The organism is Micromonospora eburnea (genome assembly GCF_900090225.1).
In the GTDB taxonomy this organism is placed as follows: Bacteria; Actinomycetota; Actinomycetes; order Mycobacteriales; family Micromonosporaceae; genus Micromonospora; species Micromonospora eburnea.
This window is the reverse complement of record NZ_FMHY01000002.1, coordinates 4007250-4032136: the sequence shown is the minus strand read 5'-3', so window position 1 is coordinate 4032136 and position 24887 is coordinate 4007250. Positions and strand designations below refer to the sequence as shown.

The 24887-nt window shown below is 72.4% G+C and carries 18 protein-coding genes and 1 pseudogene; 18 read left to right on the top strand and 1 reads right to left on the bottom strand.

Features of this window, described 5'->3' with window-relative positions:
• The first annotated feature begins 224 nt into the window (after positions 1 to 224).
• The 6 genes from GA0070604_RS17995 (at position 225) to GA0070604_RS17970 (ending at position 10513) form a co-directional block, all read left to right on the top strand.
• Positions 225 to 1226 carry a DUF1702 family protein gene (locus GA0070604_RS17995; protein WP_091119362.1) on the top strand — a complete coding sequence of 334 codons (1002 nt, stop codon included), beginning with the start codon at positions 225 to 227 and terminating at the stop codon, positions 1224 to 1226.
• Positions 1227 to 1327: 101 nt separating this feature from the next.
• Positions 1328 to 2314: a DUF1702 family protein gene (locus GA0070604_RS17990; RefSeq protein WP_377592003.1), complete on the top strand. Its 987-nt coding sequence runs from the start codon at positions 1328 to 1330 to the stop codon at positions 2312 to 2314.
• A 42-nt stretch (positions 2315 to 2356) separates the two neighbouring features.
• The gene (locus tag GA0070604_RS17985; protein WP_091119359.1) at positions 2357 to 8158 is read left to right on the top strand and encodes a polyketide synthase family protein; all 5802 of its coding nucleotides are present in this window, start codon (positions 2357 to 2359) and stop codon (positions 8156 to 8158) included.
• Positions 8158 to 8598 carry an acyl-CoA thioesterase gene (locus tag GA0070604_RS17980; RefSeq protein ID WP_091119355.1) on the top strand — a complete coding sequence of 147 codons (441 nt, stop codon included), beginning with the start codon at positions 8158 to 8160 and terminating at the stop codon, positions 8596 to 8598. Before GA0070604_RS17985 ends, GA0070604_RS17980 begins: the two co-directional genes overlap by 1 nt.
• Positions 8595 to 9146: a flavin reductase family protein gene (locus GA0070604_RS17975; RefSeq protein ID WP_091119351.1), complete on the top strand. Its 552-nt coding sequence runs from the start codon at positions 8595 to 8597 to the stop codon at positions 9144 to 9146. Before GA0070604_RS17980 ends, GA0070604_RS17975 begins: the two co-directional genes overlap by 4 nt.
• Positions 9143 to 10513 (top strand): cytochrome P450, encoded by a 1371-nt coding sequence (locus GA0070604_RS17970; protein WP_091119348.1) that lies wholly within the window; start codon positions 9143 to 9145, stop codon positions 10511 to 10513. The genes GA0070604_RS17975 and GA0070604_RS17970 overlap by 4 nt, the downstream gene beginning before the upstream one ends.
• A gap of 458 nt (positions 10514 to 10971) precedes the next feature.
• Here the strand turns inward: GA0070604_RS17970 and GA0070604_RS33950 are convergent.
• Positions 10972 to 11238, bottom strand: a pseudogene (locus GA0070604_RS33950) (helix-turn-helix domain-containing protein); the annotation flags it as partial.
• Positions 11239 to 11776: 538 nt separating this feature from the next.
• Between GA0070604_RS33950 and GA0070604_RS17960 the strand changes: the two are divergent.
• The 12 genes from GA0070604_RS17960 (at position 11777) to GA0070604_RS17905 (ending at position 24837) form a co-directional block, all read left to right on the top strand.
• The gene (locus GA0070604_RS17960) at positions 11777 to 12415 is read left to right on the top strand and encodes a MerR family transcriptional regulator (RefSeq protein WP_279615728.1); all 639 of its coding nucleotides are present in this window, start codon (positions 11777 to 11779) and stop codon (positions 12413 to 12415) included.
• A gap of 408 nt (positions 12416 to 12823) precedes the next feature.
• Complete coding sequence (locus GA0070604_RS17955) at positions 12824 to 14743, top strand: CRTAC1 family protein (RefSeq protein ID WP_091119341.1); 1920 nt, start codon at positions 12824 to 12826, stop codon at positions 14741 to 14743.
• Positions 14740 to 15750, top strand: coding sequence for an enediyne biosynthesis protein (locus GA0070604_RS17950; protein WP_377592008.1), 1011 nt, complete (start codon positions 14740 to 14742; stop codon positions 15748 to 15750). Before GA0070604_RS17955 ends, GA0070604_RS17950 begins: the two co-directional genes overlap by 4 nt.
• Before the next feature lie 811 nt (positions 15751 to 16561).
• A complete protein-coding gene (locus GA0070604_RS17945) occupies positions 16562 to 17356 on the top strand; it encodes a helix-turn-helix domain-containing protein (RefSeq protein WP_091119338.1) in 795 nt (264 codons plus the stop codon).
• A 115-nt stretch (positions 17357 to 17471) separates the two neighbouring features.
• A complete protein-coding gene (locus tag GA0070604_RS17940; RefSeq protein WP_377592011.1) occupies positions 17472 to 18653 on the top strand; it encodes an acyl-CoA dehydrogenase family protein in 1182 nt (393 codons plus the stop codon).
• A gap of 35 nt (positions 18654 to 18688) precedes the next feature.
• Complete coding sequence (locus GA0070604_RS17935; RefSeq protein WP_091119334.1) at positions 18689 to 19111, top strand: SgcJ/EcaC family oxidoreductase; 423 nt, start codon at positions 18689 to 18691, stop codon at positions 19109 to 19111.
• Positions 19112 to 19539: 428 nt separating this feature from the next.
• Positions 19540 to 20844 carry an aminotransferase class V-fold PLP-dependent enzyme gene (locus tag GA0070604_RS17930; protein WP_091119329.1) on the top strand — a complete coding sequence of 435 codons (1305 nt, stop codon included), beginning with the start codon at positions 19540 to 19542 and terminating at the stop codon, positions 20842 to 20844.
• A 119-nt stretch (positions 20845 to 20963) separates the two neighbouring features.
• On the top strand, positions 20964 to 21830 hold the full coding sequence (locus GA0070604_RS17925) for a formylglycine-generating enzyme family protein (RefSeq protein ID WP_091119325.1): 867 nt from the start codon (positions 20964 to 20966) through the stop codon (positions 21828 to 21830).
• A gap of 14 nt (positions 21831 to 21844) precedes the next feature.
• A complete protein-coding gene (locus GA0070604_RS17920; protein ID WP_091119322.1) occupies positions 21845 to 22111 on the top strand; it encodes a MoaD/ThiS family protein in 267 nt (88 codons plus the stop codon).
• Entirely contained in the window at positions 22111 to 23106 is a 996-nt protein-coding gene (locus GA0070604_RS17915; protein ID WP_091119318.1) for a quinone oxidoreductase family protein, read from the top strand. Before GA0070604_RS17920 ends, GA0070604_RS17915 begins: the two co-directional genes overlap by 1 nt.
• Before the next feature lie 70 nt (positions 23107 to 23176).
• A complete protein-coding gene (locus GA0070604_RS17910; protein ID WP_091119314.1) occupies positions 23177 to 24241 on the top strand; it encodes a glucose-1-phosphate thymidylyltransferase in 1065 nt (354 codons plus the stop codon).
• A complete protein-coding gene (locus GA0070604_RS17905; RefSeq protein ID WP_091119310.1) occupies positions 24238 to 24837 on the top strand; it encodes a hypothetical protein in 600 nt (199 codons plus the stop codon). The genes GA0070604_RS17910 and GA0070604_RS17905 overlap by 4 nt, the downstream gene beginning before the upstream one ends.
• Positions 24838 to 24887 lie beyond the last annotated feature (50 nt).

Genomic DNA, 24887 nt, shown 5'->3' with positions numbered 1-24887 from the left:
GCGCGGGGAAGGTCGCGAATTCAGCCTGCCGACCAGGCCGGACGCCGTCCTCTCCCGCTGTGCGGTCCTGGCCGGCGCGCGGCACCCGCCGGGGCCGGGCGTCGCCGGTCCGGCCACGGCCAATGGGCACAGCGGAAGAAGACTCGCCCTCCCGGTTGACCGACGATGGAACGGCCGTCGATAGCTGACGGTGACCGGTCGACCTCGGTAGGAGAGCGGGAGCGATGCCCACCATCGTCGGTTCGCTACGTCGTCACGTACTGGCCCCGCCGTTGCGGCAGGTCGGTTTCACCGAACGGCGCTTCCCCGTCCGTTCGTCGGCCGCGACACGTCACCTGGAGGCGATCCCGCAGGCGGTGGTGTGCGGCTTCGAGTGGGGCATCGGGCCGTGCGACCTGTGGGAGGCGGAGCGCCGACTGGCGCTGGTCGACCCGTACCTGCGCGGTTTCGCCTACGAGGGCGTCACGATGGCGTTCACCATCCGTGACGCGATGTCGATGTACCGCACGAGTCGGGCCCGGGACCTGCTCGCCGGGCCGGGGCGCCCGCACATCTTCCTGAACTACATCGGCATCGGATTCGCCATGGCGCGGCTGCCCCGGCCGCTGTGGCGCCGGATCGTACCGGACCTGTCCGGAGTGCCGTACCACCCGACGATGAGCTGGCTCGCCGTCGACGGGTACGGCTTCGACCTCGCCTACTTCGACACCGATCGGTGGGTGCGCGCGCGGGAGCGGCCCCGGCCGTACCCGTGGGAGGGCTCGCCGGACTACTTCCTGCGGGCCGTGGACCAGGGGATCGGCCGGGCCCTGTGGTTCGTCCACGCCGGCCGCCCCGACGACGTGGCGGCGGCGGTCGACCGCTTCGCCACGGAACGGCAGGCCGACCTGTGGGCCGGGGTCGGCCTGGCGGCCACCTTCGCCGGCGGCTGCGATCCGGCGGGGTTGGCGTCGCTGCGTCGGCGCGCCGACGGGTACCGGCCGCACCTGGCGCAGGGCGCGGTCTTCGCCGCCCGGGCGCGGACGTTCTCGGGCGCCGTGCCGCCGCACACCGACGAGACCGTCGTGGCGCTGACCGGCCTTCCGGTCGCCGCCGCGTCGGCGCTGGCCGACGAGGTCGCCGTCGGCGGCCTCCCGGCCTCGCGGGGCGAACCGGCGTACGAGGTGTGGCGCCGGCGGGTCCGCGCGCACTTCGACGCCGAGCCGGCGGGTGCGCCCGGGTCCTGAGCATCCCCGGCGGGCGACCGCCCCGCCGCCACCCACGTCGCCGCAGGCGGACCGGATGGACCCGGTCCGCCCGGTCGACGCTGACCACCTGAGGGGTAACAGTGGGATTCATCGGTTCGTTGCGGCGTACCGTCCTGACGCCGGACGTACGCGAGACGCAGGTGAGCGTGCGGGGCTTCCACACCAGGTCCCCGGAGGCGCGGCACCTCCTCGAGACGATCGGCCGGACCTTCCTGGAGGGGTACGGCGAGGCCGCCGAGTCGAGCCGGGTCGCCGACCTCGAACCGGCGCTGGAGCGGGTGCCGACGCGCTTCCGCGGCTTCGCGTACGAGGGCGCGGCGATGGGGCTGGCCATCCGCGACGCCATGCCGTTCGGCGGAGGCCGGGTGGAGAAGTTCCTCGCCGGACCCGGCGCCCCGCACGTCTACATGGCGTACGTCGGGATCGGCTGGGCGATGGCCCGCCTACCCCGGTTCCGGTGGTCCCGGCTGCACGCCCCGGACCCGCTGCTGCGCTGGCTCGTGCTCGACGGGTACGGCTTCCACCAGGCGTACTTCCACACCCACAAGTACGTGGTCGAGCAGTTCCGGCACGAGCGGTTCCCCTGGCCGGTCGACGACGACACCGGCTATGCCACCCGGGTCATCGACCAGGGGATCGGCCGCGCCCTGTGGTTCGTCGGCGGTGCCGACGTGCTCCAGGTCAGCCGCCTCGTCGAGGCGTTCGCCGAGTCCCGCCGGGCCGACCTGTACAGCGGTGTCGGGCTCGCCGCCACCTACGCCGGCGGCGTCGACGAGACGGAACTGCGCGAGCTGTGGCGCCGCGCCGGCGCCTACCGCGCCCATCTGGCGCAGGGGTCCGCGTTCGCCGCCGCGGCCCGGGTACGCGCCGGGCTCGTGGTGCCGCACGTCGAGGTGGCCACCCGCCTGTTCTGCGGCCGATCACCGGTTGACGCGGCGGCGGTCACCGACCGGGTCCGGCCCGGCCTGTCCCTTCCCGGCGAGCCGCCGACGTACGAGATCTGGCGGAACTGGATCCGGGACTCCGTCGCCGTCGGCGGGCACGACCGCGCCTCGGACAGCCGCTAGCACTGCGGTCGCAACCGCGACCAGATCGGAGATTCGCCCAAGATGACGAGGATCGCCATCGTCGGCATGGCATGCCGATATCCGGACGCGGCGTCGCCCAGGGAACTGTGGGAGAACGCCGTCGCCGGCCGACGTGCCTTCCGCCGACTGCCAGACACCCGGATGCGGCTCGCCGACTACTGGTCGGCCGACCCCGCCGCGCCGGACCGCTTCTACGCGCGTAACGCCGCCGTGTTGCAGGACTGGGAGTTCGACCGGGTCGCCTTCAAGGTGGCCGGCAGCACGTACCGCTCCACCGACCTGACGCACTGGCTGGCCCTGGACGTCGCCGCCGCGGCCCTGGCCGACGCCGGGTTCCCGATGGGCGCGGGCCTGCCCGCCGAGCGGACCGGCGTGATCGTCGGCAACAGTCTCACCGGCGAGTTCTCCCGGGCCAACCAGTTGCGGCTGCGCTGGCCGTACGTCCGTCGCGTGCTGGCCTCCGCCCTGTCCGACCTGGACTGGGACGAGCGGCGGGTGCGGGACCTCCTCGACCGTGTCGAGGCCGACTACAAGCGCCCATTCCCGCCGATCGACGAGGACACCCTCGCCGGTGCCCTGTCGAACACCATCGCCGGCCGCATCTGCAACCACTTCGACCTCCGGGGCGGCGGGTACACCGTCGACGGGGCCTGCTCGTCTTCGCTGCTGTCGGTGACCACCGCCTGCCGGTCGCTCGTCGACGGCGACGTCGACGTGGTCGTCGCCGGCGGGGTCGACCTCTCGATCGACCCCTTCGAGATCATCGGCTTCGCGAAGACGGGGGCGCTGGCCACCGGCGAGATGCGGGTGTACGACCGCGGTTCGAACGGGTTCTGGCCGGGCGAGGGCTGCGGCATGGTCGTGCTGATGCGCGAGCCGGACGCGCGGCGGGCCGGCCACCGGATCTACGCCACCGTGGCCGGCTGGGGTGTCTCCTCGGACGGTCGGGGCGGCATCACCCGGCCGGAGGTCGGCGGCTACCGGCTGGCCCTGCAACGGGCGTACGCGCGGGCCGGGTTCGGGCTGGAAACGGTCGCCCTGTTCGAGGGCCACGGCACCGGGACGAAGGTGGGCGACACGACCGAGCTGTCGGCGCTGTCCCAGGCCCGCCGGGCGGCCGACCCCGCCGCGGCACCGGCCGTGATCAGCTCGATCAAGGCCATGATCGGGCACACCAAGGCGGCTGCGGGCGTCGCTGGACTGATCAAGGCGGTGCTGGCGGTGCACCACGAGGTGCTGCCCCCGGCGCTCGGCTGCCCCGAGCCGCACGAACTGCTCACCGGCGCCGACCGCACCCTGCGGGTACTCTCCGGCGCCGAGCCGTGGCCGGACTCCGCCCCGCTGCGGGCCGGGGTCACCGCCATGGGCTTCGGTGGGATCAACACCCACGTGGTGGTGGAGAACCAGCGGAGCCGACGGCCACGCCGGCTCGACGCGCGGACCGCCACGCTGGCCGCCGGGATGCAGGACGCCGAACTTCTCGTGCTGGACGGCATGTCCTGGGCGGCGCTGCGGGAGCGGGCGGAACAGCTCGCCACCTTCGCCGGTGCCGCCTCGTACGCCCAGCTCACCGACCTCGCCGTGACGCTGCGCGGCGAGCTGCGCGACCTGCCGTACCGGGCCGCCGCCGTGGTGCTGAACCCGGACGACGCCGAACGCCAGCTCCGTAGGATCGTCGACGCCATCGACGCGGGCCAGGAGAGCCTGGCGTCGGGCGAGGACCAGGTGTTCCTGGGCCGGGTCGCCGGCCGGGGCCGCATCGGCTACCTCTTCCCCGGGCAGGGGTCCGGCCGGGGCGCCGGTGGTGGGGCGTTGCGACGCAGGTTCCCGGTCGTGGACTCCGCGTACCGGCTCGCGGCGCTGCCGGCCGGCGACCCGGTCGCCACCGAGGTGGCGCAGCCCCGGATCGTCGCCGGGTCCGTCGCCGGCCTGTCCGCGCTGACGCTGCTCGGCGTCGACGCCACCGTGGCCGTCGGGCACAGCCTCGGCGAGTTGACCGCCCTGCACTGGGCCGGCGTGACGGACGAGGCGACGCTGCTGCGCCTGGCCGCGTCGCGGGGCGAGGCCATGGCGCGGCACAGCGCCTCGGGAACCATGGCGGGGATCGGTGCCTCGCCGGAGATCGTCGGTCGGTTCGTCGACGGGCTCCCGGTCGTGGTCAGCGGATACAACGGCCCCGGACAGACAGTGGTCTCCGGCGAGGTCGCCGCGGTGCGGGAGGTGTGCCGGCGCGCCGCCGCCGAGGGCGTCACCGCCATTCCGCTGGCCGTCTCGCACGCGTTCCACTCACCGCTGGTCGCACCGGCCGCCGACGCGTTCGCCGCCGCGCTGGTGGGGGTCGAACTCGCCGACGTCGGCCGGCGCGTCGTCTCCACCGTGACCGGCGAGCCGCTGCCCGCCGACAGCGACGTGATCTCGCTGCTGCACCGCCAGATCACCGCGCCGGTGCTGTTCACCCAGGCCGTCGCCGTCGCGGCCGAGGACGTCGACCTGTTCGTGGAGGTCGGCCCCGGCCGGGTGCTGTCCCGTCTCGCCGCCGACGCGACCGGCGTACCGGCCGTCTCGCTCGACACCGACGACGAATCGATCGCGAGCCTGCTCCGCGTGGTCGCGATGGCGTACACCCGGGGGGCCACCGAGATCCCCGGGGCGCTGTTCGAGGACCGCCTGGTCCGACCGATCGACCCCGCCGCGCCACCGGCGGTGCTGACCAACCCCTGCGAGGCCGCGCCCGTCGCCGACGTCGCCGGTGGGCAGGGCGCCGCCGTCGCCGTGGCGGGCGGCCCGGCGTGGCCGGCGGACCCCGAGCCGGCGGACCACGCGCCGGGCGACGGCGGCGAACCGGTGGAGGAGACCATCGACCTGCTGCGCCGGATGGCCGCCGGCCGGGCGGAGCTGCCGCTGGAGATGGTACGCCCGGACAGCCGCCTCCTGGACGAGCTGCACCTCAGCTCCATCACCGTCGGCCAGATCGTCAACGAGGCAGCCGAGCGGCTGGGCGTGTCGGCGGTGCGTACGCCGATGAACTTCGCGACCGCCTCGGTACGGGAACTCGCCGGCACGCTGGAGGAACTGCGGGCGACCGCCGGAGCGGGCACAACCGAGCCGGACCCGCCCGTCGCCGGGGCGGAGAGCTGGGCCCGCGCCTGGACGGTCGACCTGGACCCGGTCCCGCCGCCGGCCCCGGTCGAGCCGCTCGGTCCGGGCGGCTGGCAGACGTACGCCCCGGCGGACCACCCGTTCGCGGCGACCCTCGCCCGCCGGCTGGCGGACGCCGGCGTCGGTTCCGGGGTGCTGGTCTGCCTGCCACCCGGGTGCGCGGAGTCCGATCTGGAACCCGCGCTGCGCGGCGCCCAGGCGGCGCTGGCCGGCGACCCGGTCGACCGGTTCGTGCTCGTGCAGCACGACCGTGGGGCAGCCGGCCTGGCGAAGACGCTGCGGCTGGAGGCGCCGCACCTGCGGGTCACGATCGTCCACGTGCCGCCGACCGCCGCCGCGATCGAGCAGGTCGTCGGCGAGGTACGCGGCACCGACCACTACGTCGAGGCGCACTACGACGGCGACGGTGTACGGCGGCTGCCGATGCTGCGCGCCATGCCCGTGCACCCTGAGCACTCCCGGCCGCCCCTTGACGGGTCGGACGTGCTGCTGGTCACCGGCGGCGGCAAGGGAATCACGGCGGAGTGCGCGTTCACCCTGGCCACGGAGACCGGCGCCCGGCTCGCCCTGCTCGGCAGGTCGGACCCGGCGTCGGACGCCGAGCTGGCGGCGAACCTGGAGCGGATGGCCCACCACGGCGTCGTCGCTCACTACGTACGCGCCGACGTCACCGACCCGGCACAGATCCGTACGGCCGTCGAGGAGGTCGCGCGGGTGCTCGGCCCGGTGACCGCCGTCCTGCACGGGGCGGGCACCAACGAGCCGGCCGCGCTGGGCAACCTCGACGTCGAGGCGATGCGGCGCGCCTTCGCCACCAAGGTCGGCGGCCTGCGGGCCGTGCTGGACGCGGTCGGGCCGGGCAGCCTGAAGCTGCTGGTCACCCTCGGCAGCATCATCGGCCGGGCGGGGCTCCGGGGCGAGGCGCACTACGCGACCGCCAACGAGTGGCTGGCCGACCTGACCCGGGCGGTCGGCGACGAGCACCCGAGCTGCCGCGCGGTCTGCCTCGAGTGGTCGGTGTGGTCCGGCGTGGGCATGGGCGAGCGGCTGTCGGTCGTCGAGAGCCTGGCCCGGGAGGGCGTCACGCCGATCACCCCCACGCAGGGCGTCGAACTGCTGCGGCGACTGCTCGGGGATCCGGCCGTGCCGCCGGTGGTGGTGATCAGCGGGCGTACCTCCGGCATCGACACGGTGCGCTACGAGCCGGTGGAGCTGCCGCTCCTGCGGTTCCTGGAGCGGCCGCTCGTGCACTACCCCCGGGTCGAGCTCGTCACGGAGGTCGACCTGAGCGCGGGTAGCGACCACTATCTCCCCGACCATCATCTCGACGGCAACCTGCTGTTCCCCGCCGTGCTCGGGATGGAGGCGATGGCCCAGGTGGCCTCGGCCCTGACCGGCCGATCGTCCGCACCGGCCATCGAGGACGCGCGGTTCCTGCGGCCGATCGTCGTACCGCCCGACGGCACGACCCGCATCCGGATCGCCGCGGTGGCCACGGACAGCCACACGGTGCAGGTGGCCATCCACAGCAGCGAGACCCGGTTCGCGGCCGAACACTTCCGCGCCCGGCTGCGTTACGACGGGCCGCCCGTACCCGACGGCCCGCCGCTGCCCGTGCCGGCGGACCTGCCGGAGGTGCCGCTGCGGCCGGCGGCGGATCTCTACGGCGGTCTGCTGTTCCAGGGCCGACGGTTCCAGCGTCTGCTGCGCTACCACCATGCGGCGGCCCGCGAGGTCGACGCCGACCTGGCGCTGACGGACCACGACTGGTTCGCCCCCTTCCACCCGGGCACGCTGGTGCTCGGCGACCCGGGAATTCGGGACGCGCTCATGCACGGCAACCAGGTCTGCGTCCCGAACGCCACCCTGCTGCCGGTGAGCGTCGAGCGGATCCGCACGGCGGGCGGCGGGGTCGAGCCGGGACGGTTCCGCTACCGGGCCACCGAGCGGGCGCGGGACGGCGACACCTACGTCTACGACGTGGTGTTGCGCTCCGAGGACGGGGACGTGGTCGAGCGCTGGGAGGGGCTGAACCTGCGGGCGGTGCGCCGCGACGACGGGCGTGGACCGTGGGTCGCGCCGTTGCTGGGGCCCTTCCTGCAACGGTCCGTCGAGGAACTGACCGGCGCCGAGATCGCGGTCGGGGTCGAGCCCGACGACGACGCCGGCGACGACGACGTCCGGGCGGTACGCCGGTCCCGGTCGGCCCGGGCGCTGGCGCGCGCCACCGGCCGGACGCGACCGGTGCGGTACCGCGTCGACGGCCGGCCGGAGATCGACGGTGGTCAGGAGGTCTCGTTCGCGCACGGTGCGGGCGTGACGGTGTGCGCGGTGGCGTCCACGGTGACCGCCTGCGACGTCGAGGCGGTCGTGCCCCGGTCACCGGCCGAGTGGCGCGGTCTGCTCGGCGCGTACGAGGAACTGCTGCCCCTGTTCGGGGGCGAGGATCCCGACACGGCGGGCACCCGCGTCTGGGTGGCCATGGAGTGTTTGCAGAAGGCGGGGGAGCCGCTGGTCGGCGCCGGCCTCACCGTGCTGCCGGTCGAGCGTCCCGGCTGGGTCGTCCTCACCGCCGGAGCGAACACCGTCGCGACCTTCGTCACGGCGCTGCGCGACCGGCCGGAGCCGGTGGTGTTCGGCCTGCTGACCAGGGAGGACCGGTGATGTCCCGATATTTCGAGTACCGGCACGTGGTCGGGTTCGAGGAGACCAACCTCGTCGGGAACGTCTACTACGTCAACTACCTGCGCTGGCAGGGCCGGTGCCGTGAGCTGTTCCTGAAGGAGCGGGCTCCGCAGGTGCTCGACGAACTGCGCGTAGACCTCAAACTGTTCACGCTACGGGTCGACTGTGAGTTCTTCGCCGAGTTGACCGCCTTCGACGAGTTGTCCGTCCGAATGCGGCTGGTCGACCTGGCACAGACGCAGGTGGAGTTCGGCTTCGACTACGTACGCCTCGACGGGCCGGGCGCCGAGACGCTGGTCGCCCGGGGCACGCAGCGGGTGGCCTGCATGCGGGGGCCGAACACCCGTACCCTGCCCACCCGGGTGCCGGACGCGCTGGCCCAGGCGTTGGCGCCGTTCGCGCGGGCGGACGGGTCATGACCGCGCCGCACGGTGGGTGGCCCGATCCGCCGACGGGCCGGCACCCGGCCGAGCGTCGCCTGCTGCGGCGGGCGTTCGGCACCTTCGCCACCGGCGTGACGGTGGTGACCGTCGGCGGCGAGCAGCCGCACGGGATGACGGCGAACTCCTTCACCTCCGTCTCGCTCGATCCGCCGCTGGTGCTGGTCTGTGTCGACAAGAGCGCCGTCATGCACGCCTGCCTCGACAACGTCCCGGTCTTCGGCATCTCGGTGCTCGCGGCCGGTCACGCCGAGGTGGCGCGGTACTTCGCCGACCCGCGCCGGCCGGTGGGGCCCGCGGAGTTCGCGGGGATCGCCGCGGTACCCGGGGAGCGTACCGGTGCGCCGATGATCGCGGACGCGCTCGCGTGGTTCGAGTGCGAGCGGTGGCGGCGGTACGACGGCGGCGACCACACGATCGTCGTCGGCCGGCTGCTCTCGTTCGCGCAGCCGGCCACGGGCCAGGCCCTGCTGTTCCACCACGGGCGGCTGGGCGCGACCGGTCCCGACCGGGAGGTGCAGACATGAGTACGTCCGACCGACGGCCCGGCACGCCGCCCGGGCCGCCCCGGCACGCCGCGCTGCGCATGTTGGCGGTGATGGCGCGGGACCGGCTGGGCATGATCACGGACGCGGTCGACCGGTACGGCGACGCCGTCCGCCTGCCGGTGGGGCACAAGAGCCTGCACGTGTTCAACCATCCGGAGCACGCGAAGCACGTGCTGGCCGACAACGCCGCCAACTACCGCAAGGGCATCGGCCTGGTGCACGCCCGGCGAGCCCTGGGCGACGGCCTGCTCACCAGCGAGGGTGAGCTGTGGCGCAAACAGCGCAAGGTGATCCAGCCGGCGTTCCAGCCGAGGCGGCTGGCCCATCACGCGGGCCTCATCGCCGCCGAGGCCGAGCGGTTGACGCAGCGGCTCCGGCAGCGGCGCGACGACGGCCCGATCGATGTGGTCGCCGAGTTCACCGGCCTCACGCTGGGTGTGCTGGGCCGGACCCTGCTCGATGCCGACCTGAGCGCCTTCGGGTCCATCGGTGAGGAGTTCGCGGCCGTCCAGGACCAGGCGATGTTCGAGCTCGCCACGCTCGGGGCGGTGCCCACCTGGCTGCCGCTGCGTCGTCAGCTGCGGTTCCGCCGTGCCCGGCGGGAACTGCAGCGGGTGGTCGACCAGTTGGTGGCCGAACGTGCGGGCCGGGCCGCCGGCCAGGACGACGTGCTCTCCCGGCTCATCGTGTCCACCCGCGGTGAGTCGGATCCGCGGGTCGCGCGGGACAGGCTCCGCGACGAACTGGTCACGCTGCTGCTGGCCGGTCACGAGACCACGGCCAGCACCCTCGGCTGGACCCTGTACCTCATCGACCGGGAGCCCGAGGTCCGGCAGCGGCTACGGCAGGAGGCGGACCAGGTCCTCGGCGGGCGGTTGCCCACCTACGAGGATCTGCACCACCTGCGCTACACGACGATGGTGGTGGAGGAGGCGATGCGGCTCTACCCGCCGGTGTGGTTGCTGCCCCGGATCGCCCGTGGGGCGGACCTGGTCGGCGGCTACCACGTGCCGGCCGGCGCCGATGTCGTCATCCTGCCGTACACCCTGCACCGTCACCGGGAGTTCTGGGTGCGGCCGGAGCGGTTCGACCCGGACCGGTTCGATCCGGCTCGGGCCCGGGACCGGCCGAGGTACGCCTACATTCCCTTCGGCGCCGGCCCGCGCGTCTGTGTCGGCAGCAACCTCGGTCTGATGGAGGCCGTGTTCGTGCTGGCCATGATCGCGCGGGAGTTCCGGCTCTCGATCCCGCGCGGGCACCGGGTCATGCCGGAACCGATGCTGTCGTTGAGGATCCGGGGCGGACTGCCGATGCTGGTGAGGACGGTGGACGCGGCGGCCGGATGACGCTCCCGCTCCGGCGAGCGCCGGGCTCTCAGCGCGGCCTCGGGGAGGTCGAGCAGCGACAGCAGGGCGGGCGGGTCGAAGTCCCGGCGCGGGCGGACGACCACCTCCGTCCCGTGGAGGTTTCCGCCCTCGACGATCTGGACCGGTCCGTACCGGGCCACCGCGGTGACCTGGTCGATCTGGTCCGGATCGTCGGTCGGGTATCGCCAGCCGCCGAGGGAGTGCGCGATGAGGTACCACGATCCGGGGCTGACCCCGGAGAGCCGGTACGGACCGGGGCGATCTATCACGGCCCAGCTCACCGGCGCCCCCTCGGCGATGGCGTCGGGGAACAACCCGATGAAGATGGGCGCCGCGAAGTGCGGGCAGAACGGGCGTACCTCGCCGCTGATGACGGCGCTTCCCAGCGGGGGTCGGATCTGTCGCATCGGTGGCGGCTCCAGGCGCCGGTGCCGATACGCCGCGGGAGAGACGCCGACGCTGCGGTGGAAGCGGGAGCTGAAGGTGCCGAGGCTGGTGTAGCCGACGGAGGTGCTGACCGCGGCCACGGTCATGGACGTGGTGGTGAGAAGGCGTTTCGCCTCCTGTATCCGGACGGCGGCCAGGAACCGGCCGGGCGATATTCCGGTAATCGTTCTGAAGAGACGCGAGAAATGGTACCTGCTGAACATTGCGACGCTCGCAAGTTCGTCGATCGTCAGGGGCTCTCCGAGCCTTTCCCGCATCGCCCACAATGCTCGCCGCACGGCGATTTCACCCATCAGTAACATCGCGGCCGTCCGCAATGCCGGAAGTGGGCCCACCGAGCGTGGCAGCAGCGTTCGTCCAACGTGCCTATATATAGAAAGAAAATGCGCTGGCTCAAGGCTTTCCTCATTGATCACGATCTTGCAGTGGGCTAGATGCTAGCGCCCGCAAATGCCCTGGGCAACTCCCCGCCGCCCGGCGGGTCGTCGGAGTGTCGGCGAATGCGTGACCGCCCGTAATGGATAGTTGCGCTATCAGCCCGATTCGGGGAGGTGCCCGCAAAACCGCCGCAAGTGGCCGGCCCTAATGGTCTGTGCTGCGACGACGCGTTCCGTGCGCCGGATGAGCCGAGGTGGCCCGGCACCGTCCGTGAGGGGCGCGAGGCCGCGGTGGGGGGAGACTTCTTGGTCGAGGGGGGTGAGCCCCACCGTGCGACACAACCGGGCAACCGTGTCCTAGCGCCGAATGCCGGCCAAACTCGTGAACCAGACGTACGGTGGGATCTGATTGAAGATCGTGGAGTTGAGTCGTCGCGCCGAGCTTCCGGTGCCGACCATCAAATTCTACCTGAGGGAAGGGCTTTTGCCGCCCGGTCGATCGGCGCCCGGAGGGCGGCATCTGAGCTACGACGAGCGGCATCTGTCCCGGCTGATACTGATCCGCACGCTGACCGCGGTGGGCCGGCTGAGTCTCGCCTCGGTCCGGGAGGTTCTCCACGCGGTCGACAGCCGGGGCCTGCCGATCGCCGGCCTCTGCGCGGTGATCAACGACGCCCTCTTCGCCGAGGATTCGGGCCTGCTGGCCATGCCGGAGCGGCAGGGGGCCGCCGCCCGGATCGACTCCTTCATCGATGTGTTGGGCTGGCGGGTCGCCGACGACTCACCCGGTCGGCACACGCTGGCGCGGGTGCTCACCGCCCTGGAGCGGCTGACCGGCGACGCCGACGTGAGCGCTTTCACGCCGTACGCCGAGGCGGCCATGTGTCTGACCAACCTGGAGGTCGCCTCGCTGTCGTCCAGTGTGGAGACGAACGGTGATCGGGCGACCCTGATCGCGCGGGTCGTACTGCTGGAGGCGGCGATGGCCGCGTTGCGGCGGATGGCCCGCGAGCACCTCATCCAGTCGGCCGACCCGGTCTGCGCCGAGCGGGCCTGATTTCCGGCGCTGTCGGACGCGACGCAGCAGTACGAAATACGCCGCGTCCGGCAGCGCCGATCTTGCTGGCCCGCAACGTGCGAGAAGAACTGATTCGGGTCGTCAGCCATGATGATGATGGTTCGGGACCACTCCAATGGTGCGGTCGTCGTTCCCGGGGTGCCACGTGTCCCTCCGGAACCCGGTTAAAAACCGGCGACGTCCTACCGGTAATCCTTGGCCGCCGCAGAAACAGCGACGACTCCGACCAAGCCCCGAAGGCGCTGGATCCGAGCGTCCCGTAAATGCGGCGGAATTGGCCGGCCGTCCCGAGCAGTCGCATCTCTGCCGCAGCGCGAAGTCGCTGCCTATTCCGAGGGGGAGCCGTTGGTCTCGCAACCGGTCGGCATTCTACGCCGCCTGACACCCATGGTCGTGGTAGTCGTCCTATTGGCTGCCACCTATCTGCTCGCACGGCTGCCCTCAGCGTCCCCGACCGACCGGGCCAGACTGGCCGCACGGTTCTCGTTCACGGAGTTGCCGATCGTCCTGCCGCCGGGCCTACCCGAGCGCACCGTCCGCGTGGTCAACCCCGAGTACGAACACATCCGCTCCTGGGTGTCCTCCGTCGGTGCGGCGGTCGCCGTCAACGACCTCGACGCCGGGGGCGTCGCCAACGACATCTGCCTGGTCGACACGCGCAGCGACAGCGTGGTCATCACGCCGGCGCCGGGCAGCGGAAACGTGTACCAGCCGTTCGTCCTCGAACCGTCACCGCTGCCGGTGCACCGGGCGATGGCCCCGATGGGGTGCGTCCCCGGGGACTTCAACGAGGACGGCTGGATGGATCTGCTCGTCTACTACTGGGGCCGTACGCCGGTGCTGTTCATGAACCGAGGCACGGGCAAACCGCTGAGCCCGGAGAGTTTCCTGCCCACCGAACTCGTCCGGAACCTCGACGGTGGCGACGGCGTTTACCACGGACCGTTGTGGAACACCAATGCCGTCGCGGTGGCGGACTTCGACGGCGACGGGCACGTGGACATCGGCATCTTCAACTACTTCCCCGACTCGGCCGTGCTCGACCCGGACGGGCTCGCCGGGGTGCAGATGAACAACTCGATGTCGCACGCCCGCAACGCCGGCGGGGCGCACATCCTGCGCTGGACCGCCGCCGAGCGCGGCCCGGAGCCGTCGGCCACCTACACCGAACAGAAGGCGCTGGACCCGGCCTTCGCGACCGGTTGGACCCTGGGCGCGGGGTCGGCCGACCTCGACGGCGACCTCCTGCCGGAGCTGTACCTCGCCAACGACTTCGGCAACGACCGTCTCTTCCACAACCGGTCGGTGCCCGGCCGAATCCGGTTCGAGCTGGTCGAGGGTGAGCGAGACCCCTTCACGCCGAAGTCGCTGGTCCTCGGCCACGACTCGTTCAAGGGCATGTCGGTCGAGTTCGGTGACCTGCACGGCAGTGGGCGCTTCGACGCGTTCGTCAGCAACATCACCACCTCGTGGGGGCTGGAGGAGAGCACGTTCGTCTGGCGTAACACCGCGTCGAGCCCGGAGGCGGCGAGGCGGATGCTGCGCGAGGGCCGCGCGCCGTACGAGAACGAGGCGGCAGAGCGCAACCTCGCCTGGTCGGGCTGGGGCTGGGACGCGAAGATGGCGGACTTCGACAACAACGGCGAGGTCGAGGTGGTCCAGGCCAACGGCTTCGTCAAGGGCAGCCTCAACAGGTGGGCCTGGCTTCAGGAGCTGGCCATGGCCAACGACCTCATGCTGCGCAACCCCGGAATGTGGCCGAACGCGAAGCCGGGCGACGACATCGCCGGCTCCCAACCGATCTCGTTCTGGGCGGCGGAGGGCAACGGCCGCTACGCCAACCTCGCCGCCGAGCTGGGCATGGGCGATGACACGCCGAGCCGGGGCGTGGCGGTCGCGGACGTCGACGGCAACGGCACCCAGGACTTCGCCGTCGCACGGCAGTGGGGTCAGCCCAGCTTCTACCGCAACACCATCGCCCACCCGGGTGACTTCGTCGGCCTCCGCCTCTACCGGCCGGCCTCGTCGCCGGAGGCGATCGGGACGCCGGCCTACGGCGCCCAGGTCCGCGTCCGGACCCCGGACGGTCGTACCCGGCTGGCCCAGCTCGACGGCGGCGGGGGCCACTCCGGCAAGCGCAGCTTCGACGTGTTCTTCGGTCTCGGCGAGATCGGCGACCAGCCGGTCTCCGTCGAGGTGACCTGGCGCGACCTGGACGGCGCGGTCCACACCGAGACCCGGGAGATGACCCGCGGCTGGCACAGCCTGATGCTCACCGATCAGGCACGGGAGGTGAAGGTGCGATGAGCACCCAGTCCATCGACAGGTCCGTCCACAGAGCGGGTCCCGAGCGGGCCGGCGGGGATCCGCCCGTGCGGAAGCCCGCGGCGCCCGCGGCGCCGAAGGACCCGCGGTACATCGCGCTGCGCAACTTCGCGCTCTCCATGACGGTTTTCAACATCCTCGGCTACACCGTGCTCGGATTCGAGCAGCCGTGGGCCTGGCCGTTCTTCGCGCTGCTGATCGGCTACGCGGCCGAGATTCTGATCGAGGTGGTCACCGCCGCGGCGTACCGGCGCGCGCCGGACTTCGCCGGTCGGGGGTGGCGGGGCATGTACGAGTTCCTGCTGCCGACGCACATCACCGCCCTCGCGGCGAACATGTTGCTCTACGCCAACGACCGGTTCTGGCCGATCGCGTTCGCGGTCGTGGTCGCCATCGGCCAGAAGGCCGTGCTCCGGGCACCGATCAACGGGCGGATGCGGCACTTCATGAACCCGTCCAACCTCGGTATCTCCGCGGCCCTGCTGATTTTCCCGTGGGTGAACGTCGCGCCGCCGTACCACTTCACTGAGCACGTGCCGGATGCGATCAGCATCGTCGTTCCGCTGGTCATCATCACCTCCGGCACCGTCCTCAATGCGATGCTGACCAAGAAGGTGCCGCTCATCCTCGGCTGGGTCGGTGGCTTCGTGATCCAGGCGTTGATTCGACACTGGACGCTCGATGTGGCGCTGTGGGGTGCCCTGGTGCCGATGACCGGGGTGGCCTTCGTCCTGTTCACCAACTACATGATCACCGATCCGGGGACCACACCGACCAAGGGCTGGAACCAGTTCGCCTTCGGCGCCTCGGTCGCGGCGGTCTACGGCGTCCTGCTCGCGCTCAACGTCGTCTACACGACCTTCTTCGCGGTCACCATCGTGTGTCTCGCCCGTGGCCTCATGTGGTGGATCATCTGGCTCCGCCGACCCGCGCGGGCGGGCGGGCGGCTCGTCGGCCCGGGGCCGACGGCCGACCCGGCGAGGGCATGACCCGGCGCCGGCCGGGACGGGGCTCCCGACCCGGCCGGCGTGGCCGGAGCACGTCGCACCCGCTTATGGCGATCGGCGTCGACGTGTTGTCTAATGAGACGTTCGCCCCCTGTGGCTCGCCGCCGTCATATCGTGACCGACCGTCGATGACGCGCCTGCGTTGGGCACCGCAATCCCCGTATGCCGCGACAGCACGTTCTGTTACTTCACCGGGGGTGTCCACCCGCTCGGCCGCGCGAATGACATGACGCAGCGTTCACATTCGGCGCCGACACCCCCGGTGACAAATTCGGGGTTCCCGCTCGCGTGCATGACTCCTTGTCACGGCGATGGACGTGCCTTTCCTCACACCGTGGCCCGGCGGGCGTGATTTGCAACACCGCGCGCTTCTTCGAGCGTGCGGGATTGACCGCACTTTTCAAGATGCTCCACTCTTCTCCGTAACGCGAGGATTACCGCACTCGCAACTGCGAAGACATGCGGAGTCCAAGGGGGAGCGGAAGATGGGCCGCCAGTACTCGTGTCCGTCGTCTGACGTTAGTCAGCCGGTGCCGAACCGCCGCTCGGGGGTCGGCGGCTGGTACGGCGGCGGCAGCTCCTGAGCTGGCTTCGTACGTGGTAGATGGCGACCCGGACCGAACCGGTCCAGGTCCCGCGTTCACCGCGGACCATTCAGGAATTGTTACCGGCGTGGAGTCTGTTCGAGTGCGTGGCCGGTGAGTTCCCGACAATTCCATGTGCTGGGATCCGGTGCATTCCTGGCCGTGGCAGATGTCGGTAATGCGGCGCGTCGTCGGCTGGGGAGGGCATAATGAGCAGCCATTTCGTTGATGCTGTCGAACGATCCATAATGCTGATGCGGGACAACCTCGGTGAGCAGTTGACCGTGGACGACATGGCGCGTGCCGCCATGTTCAGCAAGTTTCACTACACCCGGGTCTTCCAACGGGTCACCGGTGTTTCGCCGGGTCGATTCCTGTCGGCCCTGCGCCTGCAACGCGCGAAGTCGCTCCTGTTGTCGACGTCGATGAACGTCGCCGACATCAGCGTGCACGTCGGGTACAACAGCGTCGGCACATTCAGTTCCCGCTTCACCCGCAGTGTGGGCCTGCCGCCCACCGAGTACCGCCGCCGCGGTGGTGTCCTGCGGTCCATCACCGCGGCGGAGCCGGACGACGTCACCGCCGGCGCCGGCGGGGTCGTCTCGGGTGTCGTCTCCGCCTGCTCGTCGGCGGCGCTCGAGGTGGTCTTCCTGGGCCTGTTCAAGAGCCGGATACCCGAGGGACGTCCGGTCAGCTGCACCACCCTCGCGGGCCCTGGCCGCTTCACACTCGACAAGGTGCCGGAGGGCACCTGGTACCTGCTCTGCCACGGCCTCGGCCCCGGCTTCGGCGCCGACGGCGGGACGAGGCGGGAGGCGACCGCGCTGTTCGGCTGCCACGGCCCGTTCCGGATCGGTGCCGAACAGACCCTGGACGTCGTCGTGCGGCTCGGGCCGGCCCGGCTCTGCGACCCGCCGATGCTCCTGGCGCTGCCGGACGTACGCACCGTCGCCCCCGTGCGCCGGTCCCGCTGGGGTGGTGCCGGGGTCGGCCGCGCGGCGTGAACCCCCCAGGGGCGCCCCGAGAACCGCGATCACGAATGTGGCTCACCGTCGACGACACCGCGGCGGAGGGCGTCGCTGTCACGGCTCATCCGAGCCGGATCCCCCAAGGAGGCATGTGTTGAGCAACGACCTACCCGGACGCGCCGAACTGGTGCGCCGAGCGTCCGAACTCGTCCCGACGTTGCAGAAGTTCTCGACGTGGAACGAGGAGAACCGGCGGGTCCACGACGACGCCGTCGCCGCGCTGGCCGGGGCGGGCATCTTCCGGCTGCGGACGCCGCAGCGGTACGGCGGTTACGAGTGCGACACCCGCACCCTCGTCGACGTCGCCGCCGAACTGGCCCGTGGTGACGGGTCGACCGCGTGGACGGCCTCGGTCTACTGGATCCCCACCTGGATGGCGTCCCACTTCCCGGACCACGTCCAGGACACGGTGTTCGCCGGCCCCGACTCGCTCATCTGCGGGACGCTGAGCCCCAGCGCCATGGCCGCGCCCGCCGAGGGCGGCATCGTGGTGAACGGCAAGTGGGGTTTCATCACCGGCGCGCTGCACAGCCGGTGGCAGGCCATCATCGCCGTCCTGGTCGCGCCGGAGGCCGAGCCGATGCCGGTCCTGGCGCTGGTGCCCACCGGCGACCTGCAGATCGTCGACGACTGGCACACCGCCGGGCTGAAGGGCACCGGCAGCGTCAGCACCGTCGCCCAGGACCTCTTCGTGCCCCAGGACCGGTTCCTGCCGTTGGGCGCGATCCTTCAGGGGCAGGGTGCCTCGCACGCCAACCGGTCCAGCGGGATCTACCAGGCGCCGCTGCTTCCGGTGGCCTCCGCCTCGTCCGTCGGTGTCGCGCTCGGTCTCGCGAGGGCGGCCCTGGACGCGTTCACCCGGCGGCTCGGCGACCGCAAGATCACGTACACGAACTACACCAGCCAGCGCGAGGCGCCGATCACGCACCTCCAGCTGGCCGACGCGGCCATGCGGATCGACGAGGCACAGTTCCACGCCCACCGGCTGGCCGCGCTCGTCGACCGTAAGGCGGCCGAGCAGGCCCCGTGGACGATCCACGAGCGGGTGCTCGCCCGCGCCGACATGGGCGCGGCGGTCCAGCGGTCCCGGGAGGCCGTCGAGACCCTGGCCAACGCCAGCGGCGGGTCGTCCATCTACCTCGACGTCCCCATCCAGCGCATCCAGCGGGACATCCAGGCGCTGAGCCTGCACGCCCTCATGCACCCGAACACGAACACCGAGCTGTACGGCCGTCTGCTCAGCGGACTCGAGCCGAACACCCTGTACGTCTGACCGTTCCCGGCCCCGATCCCAGGAGGAGCACCACCATGTCCGCAACCAGCGCGAGTTTCCGTCCCAGCCCGGTCGACCAGGCCGGCGTCGCCGCCCTTCCCGGCCGGATCGTGGCGGCCTGGGCCCAGCACGACGCCGACGCCTTCGGTGCGGTCTTCGTTGACGACGGCACCATGATCCTGCCGGACCTGTACCTCAAGGGCCGTGACGCCATCGCGGCCTTCATGCGGGACGCCTTCGCCGGCCCCTACCAGGGCACCACCGTCACCGGGCAGCCCATCGACGTCCGCTTCCTGAGCGCTGAGGTCGCCCTCGTGCTCACCGTGGGCGGCGTACTCCTGCCCGGCGAGACCGCCGTCGCACCGGAGCGGGCGATCCGCGCCTCCTGGCTGATGGTCAAGCGCGACGGCGCCTGGCACCTCGCCGCGTACCAGAACAGCCCCGCCGAGAACGCCTGACCGTCGTCCCACCACGGCCACCGCGCGCCGTCCGGCCAGTCCGGAGGTACGCGGTGGCCTTCGGCTGTCCAGCGGGCCGCCGCCGCGACCGCCTGCCCACCAAGAAAAAGGGGGCGGCTGCCGCCCGCCCCCTCGTGCACCTGCCGACACCAGTCATCTACTGCCGACAGGGCGTGATCCCATTGCAGCCGATCGATCCCGTCGGCTCATCTTCCGCGATGCTCTCCACGGCCGGCCGGGGATCGCGCGCGGCCCCGCCCAGGCCGCGCACGCGGAGAGGTGCCCACGCCGCCACGCGGTGGCAGGGTCGCCTCAGGGCGTGTCCGCCGGATCTTCGCCGGTCTGGGACCCGCCCCTGGGGGCACCGGCGCAGCGCCGACCGGCGCGCCCCTGCCCCGCCCGTGCCCTGCGGAACCTCGGAGGAAGCGATGCCCACCACGTCCCGCGGCGGCGGAGGCCGGGAAGCCCCGACGGTGACCGGGCGGCGGTACGACGTCGAGCGCGTCCGGGCGGACTTCCCCATGCTGCGCCGCCGCCTCGCCGGACGCCGCCTCGCCTACCTCGACTCGGCCAGCAGCTCCCAGGTCCCCGAACAGGTCCTCGACGCGATGCGGCGCTACCACGGCGAACACCACGCCAACGTCGGGCGTGGCTCGCACACCCTCGCCGTCGAGGCCGGCGTCGCCTACGAGGCCGCCCGGGCGGCGGTGGCCGCGTTCGTCGGCGCCCAGCCCAGGGAGATCGTCTTCACCGGGAACGCCACCGAGGCCGTCAACCTCGTGGCGCACGCGTTCGGCGGGCGCGACTCCCGCCACGTCGATCCCCGGCTGCGGCTGGGCCCGGGGGACGAGATCGTCGTCACCGAGATGGAGCACCACTCGAACCTCGTGCCCTGGCAGTTGCTGTGCCGGCGTACCGGGGCCACGCTGCGGTCCGTCCCGTTGACCGAGGACGGGCAACTGGACCTGACCGGCCTCGACGCCGTCATCAACGAGCGGACGAGGCTGGTCGCCTGGGTGCACGTGTCGAACATCCTCGGCACCGCCAACCCGGTCGAGGTGATCGTCGACCGGGCTCGCGAGGTGGGCGCGTTGACGCTGCTCGACGGCTCCCAGTCCGTTCCGCACCGGCCCGTCGACGTACGGGCGCTCGGCGTGGACTTCCTCGCCTTCACCGGCCACAAGATGTGCGGGCCGACGGGGATCGGGGCGCTGTGGGGCCGTGCGGAACTCCTCGACGCCCTGCCGCCGATGCTCGCCGGCGGCGGCATGGTGGCGGCCGTGGAGCTGACGGAGGCGACCTTCCTGCCACCGCCGGCCAGGTTCGAGGCCGGCACGCCGCCGATCGTGCAGGCGGTGGGCCTCGGCGCGGCGGTCGACTACCTCGGCGCCGTCGGCATGGCCGAGGTACGACGCCACGAGGCGGAGCTGACCGCGTACGCGCTGGACGTCCTCGACGACGTGCCGGGGGTACGGATTCTCGGCCCGACCGGTACGGCCGACCGTGGTGGCGTCATCTCCTTCGTGCTCGACGGCTTCTCGCCCGACGAGGTGGGTCGGCATCTCGACGCCCACGGCGTCCAGGTCCGGGTCGGCCGCCACTGCGCCGCGCTCGTCTGCCGTCGGTACGGGATACCCGGCACCGTCCGGGCATCCCTGCATCTCTACACCGACCGTGACGACATCGACGCGCTGGCCGACGCCGTGCGGAGCCTCGGCCGGCGGGCACGCTGACGGCCGTCGCCACCACCCCGCCGGGCACAGCGAGAGGTGCACCGGCCGGGGGCCCGACTGAATGATTGATCACGACGCGGACCGGGGCCACGGCACCCGGCGGCAGAAGGCTGGATGCGATGGACGAGATGCGCCGGATACCGGGTGGAGTGTTCCGACAGGGCACCGCGCCCTGGGTGCTCGACTGGCTCGATGCCGCCGACCAACCGCTGCCCCGCCTGTGGTTCGCCGACGAGACACCCCAGGTGACCACCGTCGTGGCACCGTTCCGGATCGACCGGTTCCCGGTCACCGTCGGCGAGTACGCCCGGTTCGTGCGGGACACCGGCTACCGCACCGACGCGGAGCGGCGCGGCTTCGGCCTCGTCTACACCGAACAGGGCTGGGAGGAGCGGGCTGGCGTCACCTGGCGCGCGCCCGGCGGCCCGGGAACCGAGAGCCGGGACCTCGACGACCATCCCGTCGTGCACGTCTCGTGGCACGACGCCAACGAGTTCGCCGCGTGGTGCGGCAAGCGGCTGCCCACCGAGGCGGAGTGGGAGTTCGCCGCCCGGGGCCCCGACTTCCGCATCTGGCCGTGGGGCGACGAGTGGGACGCCGGGGCGGCCAACACCGCGGAGCTGCACGCCGGCCCGCTGACCTCGCTGCCGGCCTGGCAGCAGTGGTGGCGGGAGGAGTGCGCACGGCACGGCCCGGTGCCCCGTACGTCGCCGGTCGGCTCTTTCTCGGGGCGGGGGGACAGCCCCTTCGGCTGCGCCGACATGGCCGGCAACGTCTACGAGTGGACCGCCACCCTGTCCCGCCTCTACGACGACGCCGTCCGATGTGACCCGACCGTGCGGATGGCGATGGGTCGCTACCGCGTCATCCGGGGCGGCTCGTGGATGAACTTCCGCTACCAGGTCCGCTGTAGCGAGCGAATGCACGGCGATCCCCAGGGATGGTCCAGCTTCGCCCACGGATTCCGCTGCGCGGCGGACGTCTAGCACCGAGGAGAGACATGGTCAGAATCGTGGTGCCCGCCGTCTGGACCCCTCAGGGCCGGACCGACTACGAGGGCACGCCCGGCCCGCTGGACGACGTCGTTCGCGACTTCGCCGCGCGTCATCCGCAGTTCGCCCGACGGCTGCTCGACGCCGACGGCAACCCGTTGCGTTACCTCAACATCTGCCTCGACGACGACATGATCCCCCGCCACCAGCGCACCGGCGCGACGGTCGGTCCCGACACCGTCGTGACCATCATCGCCCCGATGGCGGGCGGCTGATGGCGACGGGGGACCCGGCCGCCGGGGCGCGGCGGGTGGTCCTGGACGCGTACGGGCCGCCCGAGGTCCTGGCGCCGCGTGACACCGACGTGCCACAGGTGTCGGCCGGCGAGGTCCTCGTCCGCGTCGCCGCCGCCGGCGTCAACGTCGTCGACCTGTACCAGCGGAGCGGCGTCTATCCGGTGTCCCTGCCCTTCACGCCCGGCATCGAGGGCAGCGGCACGGTGCTCCGGGTCGGCGCCGACGTCGACGGGGTGGCCGTCGGGGACCGGGTCGCCTGGATGGGCCAGCCCGGGGCGTACGCCACGCACTGCCTGGTGCCGGCGACGCGACTGGTGCCGGTGCCCGACGGCATGAGCCTGACCGACGCGGCGGCGGTCCTCATCCACGGCATGACCGCCCACCTGCTCACCACGGACGTGTACCCGCTGGCCGACGGCGCCGTCTGCGTGGTGCACTCGGCCGCCGGTGGCGTCGGCGGACTGCTCTGCCAGCTCGCCGCCCGACGTGGCGCGACCGTCATCGGCACGGTGTCCCAGGACGACAAGATCCCGGCGGCGCTGGCCGCCGGGGCGCACCACGTCGTCAACTACCGCACCACGTCCTTCCCCGGCCGGGTACGGGAACTCACCGGCGGCCGGGGCGCGGACGTGGTGTACGACGCGGTCGGCCGGGACACCTTCGCCGACGGTCTCACCTGCCTGCGACCGGGCGGCACGATGGTGCTCTACGGCCAGGCCAGCGGGGCGGTCGAGCCGGTCGACCCGCAGTTGCTGAACTCGTACGGGTCCCTGTTCCTGACCAAGGCGTCGCTGAGCCACTACGACCGCACCCCGGAGCTTACGCGCCGGCGGGCCGCGGCTGTCTTCGACGACGTGCTCGCCGGTCGGCTGCGGGTCCGCGTCCATGCCGTCCTCCCGCTCACGGCCGCCGCGGCGGCCCACGAGGAGCTGGCGTCCCGCCGCACGCTCGGCAAGATCCTGCTCGTGCCCTGACCCACCGCCGGGCCGGCAGACGTGGCCGGCCCGGCGGTGATCCGGCGCGGCGAACCGAGGGGAGAAACCCGTGAAGGCCCTGGTGTTGTCCGGAGGATCAGGCACCCGCCTGCGGCCGGTCAGCCACTCGCTGCCCAAACAACTGGTTCCGCTGGCCAACCGGCCGTTGCTCGCCCACGTTCTGCGTGGTGTCCGCGACCTGGGCATCACCGAGGTGGGCATGGTGGTCGGCGACCACGCGGCGCAGATCAGGCAGGCGCTCGGGGACGGCTCCGAGCACGGCGTCGCCATCACCTACCTGCCGCAGGACGCGCCGCGCGGGCTCGCCCACGCCGTGCAGGTCGCCCGGCCGTACCTCGGCGACGACGACTTCCTGCTCCACCTCGGCGACAACCTGTTGCCGGACGGGCTCGGCGACGGGGCCGCGGAGTTCCGCCGCCGGGGAGCCGGCGCCCACCTGCTCGTCCAGAAGGTCGCCGACCCGCGCCCGTACGGCGTGGTCGAGCTCGACCGGGACGGCCGGGTCGTCCGCCTGGTGGAGAAGCCCCGGCAGCCGCGCAGTGACCTCGCCCTCATCGGGGCGTGCTTCCTCACCCCGGCAATCCACCGCGCTGTCGACGCCATCCGGCCCAGCCCTCGCGGCGAGCTGGAACTGACCGACGCGGTCCAGTGGCTCGTCGACCAGGGGGTGATCGTCCGGGCCAGCGAATACGCCGGCTACTGGCGGGACATCGCCGACAGCGAGGACGTCCTGGCCGGCAACCGACGCCTGCTGGCGGCGGTCGAGGCGGGACGCGGCGGCGACGTGGACCCGTTCAGTGTCGTCGGCCCCCGGGTGCGCGTCGAGCCCGGCGCGCGCATCGTCCGCAGTCACCTCGAAGGGCCGGCGATCGTCGGCGCCGGCTCGGTGATCGAGGACAGCCACCTGGGGGCCTACACCTCCATCGGCCGTGACTGCGTGATCCGGGGCAGCGAACTGTCCGGGTCGGTGGTCATGGACGGGGCGCGGGTCTCGGGCGTGATGCGGCTGACCGACTCCATCATCGGCCGCGCGGCCGAGGTCGGGCGCGGTGACCGCCAGGCCGGCTTCCGCATCGTCTCCGGCGACCACAGCCGCATCCAGGTGCCCAGGTGAGTGCGCCGTCGACCGGGCCGGCCCTGCAACCGTTCCCGGGACACCCGGCCACGGTGGCGGGGCCGAACGCCGTGTCGTCCGCGCTCGCGGCGGCGCTGTACGAGCTGCTCGGCGTCGACCTCACCGTCACGGTGCTCCCCGCCGGCGATCTCGTCCCGCCGGACCGGCCGGCCGCTCGGGTGGCCGCCGGGTACGCCGGCCGGCGCCGGCAGCTCGGCGGGGCGAGCACCGTGCGGGCGGCGGGCGACGGGATGACGCTGGCGGTGACGGGCGCGGGCCGGCTGGCGTGCGACGTCGCCGCGGTGCGACCGCGTCCGCTCGCCGACTGGGAACGGTCGCTGGCCGAGCACGCCGCGCTGGCGCGGGAGGCGATGGGCCTCGCCGGGGAGCGGCATGACACCGCCGCCTGTCGTACCGCTGGTGTGCTGCGCTGTCTGCGGGCGCTGCGGCTGCCGGCGAGCGTCCCGCTGGTGATCGCGCCGCCGCGCCGGCCGGGTTGGTTGGTGTACGTCTCCGGAACGCTGCGGGTGGCCACCCTCGCGTGCCGGCGGCCGGCGTTACCGCCGGTGACCCTGGCGATCCTGACCGACGGCTGACCCGCCTCCTGTCCACGCGGCCCGGTCGCCCGGCCCCCCGCCCGGGCGGT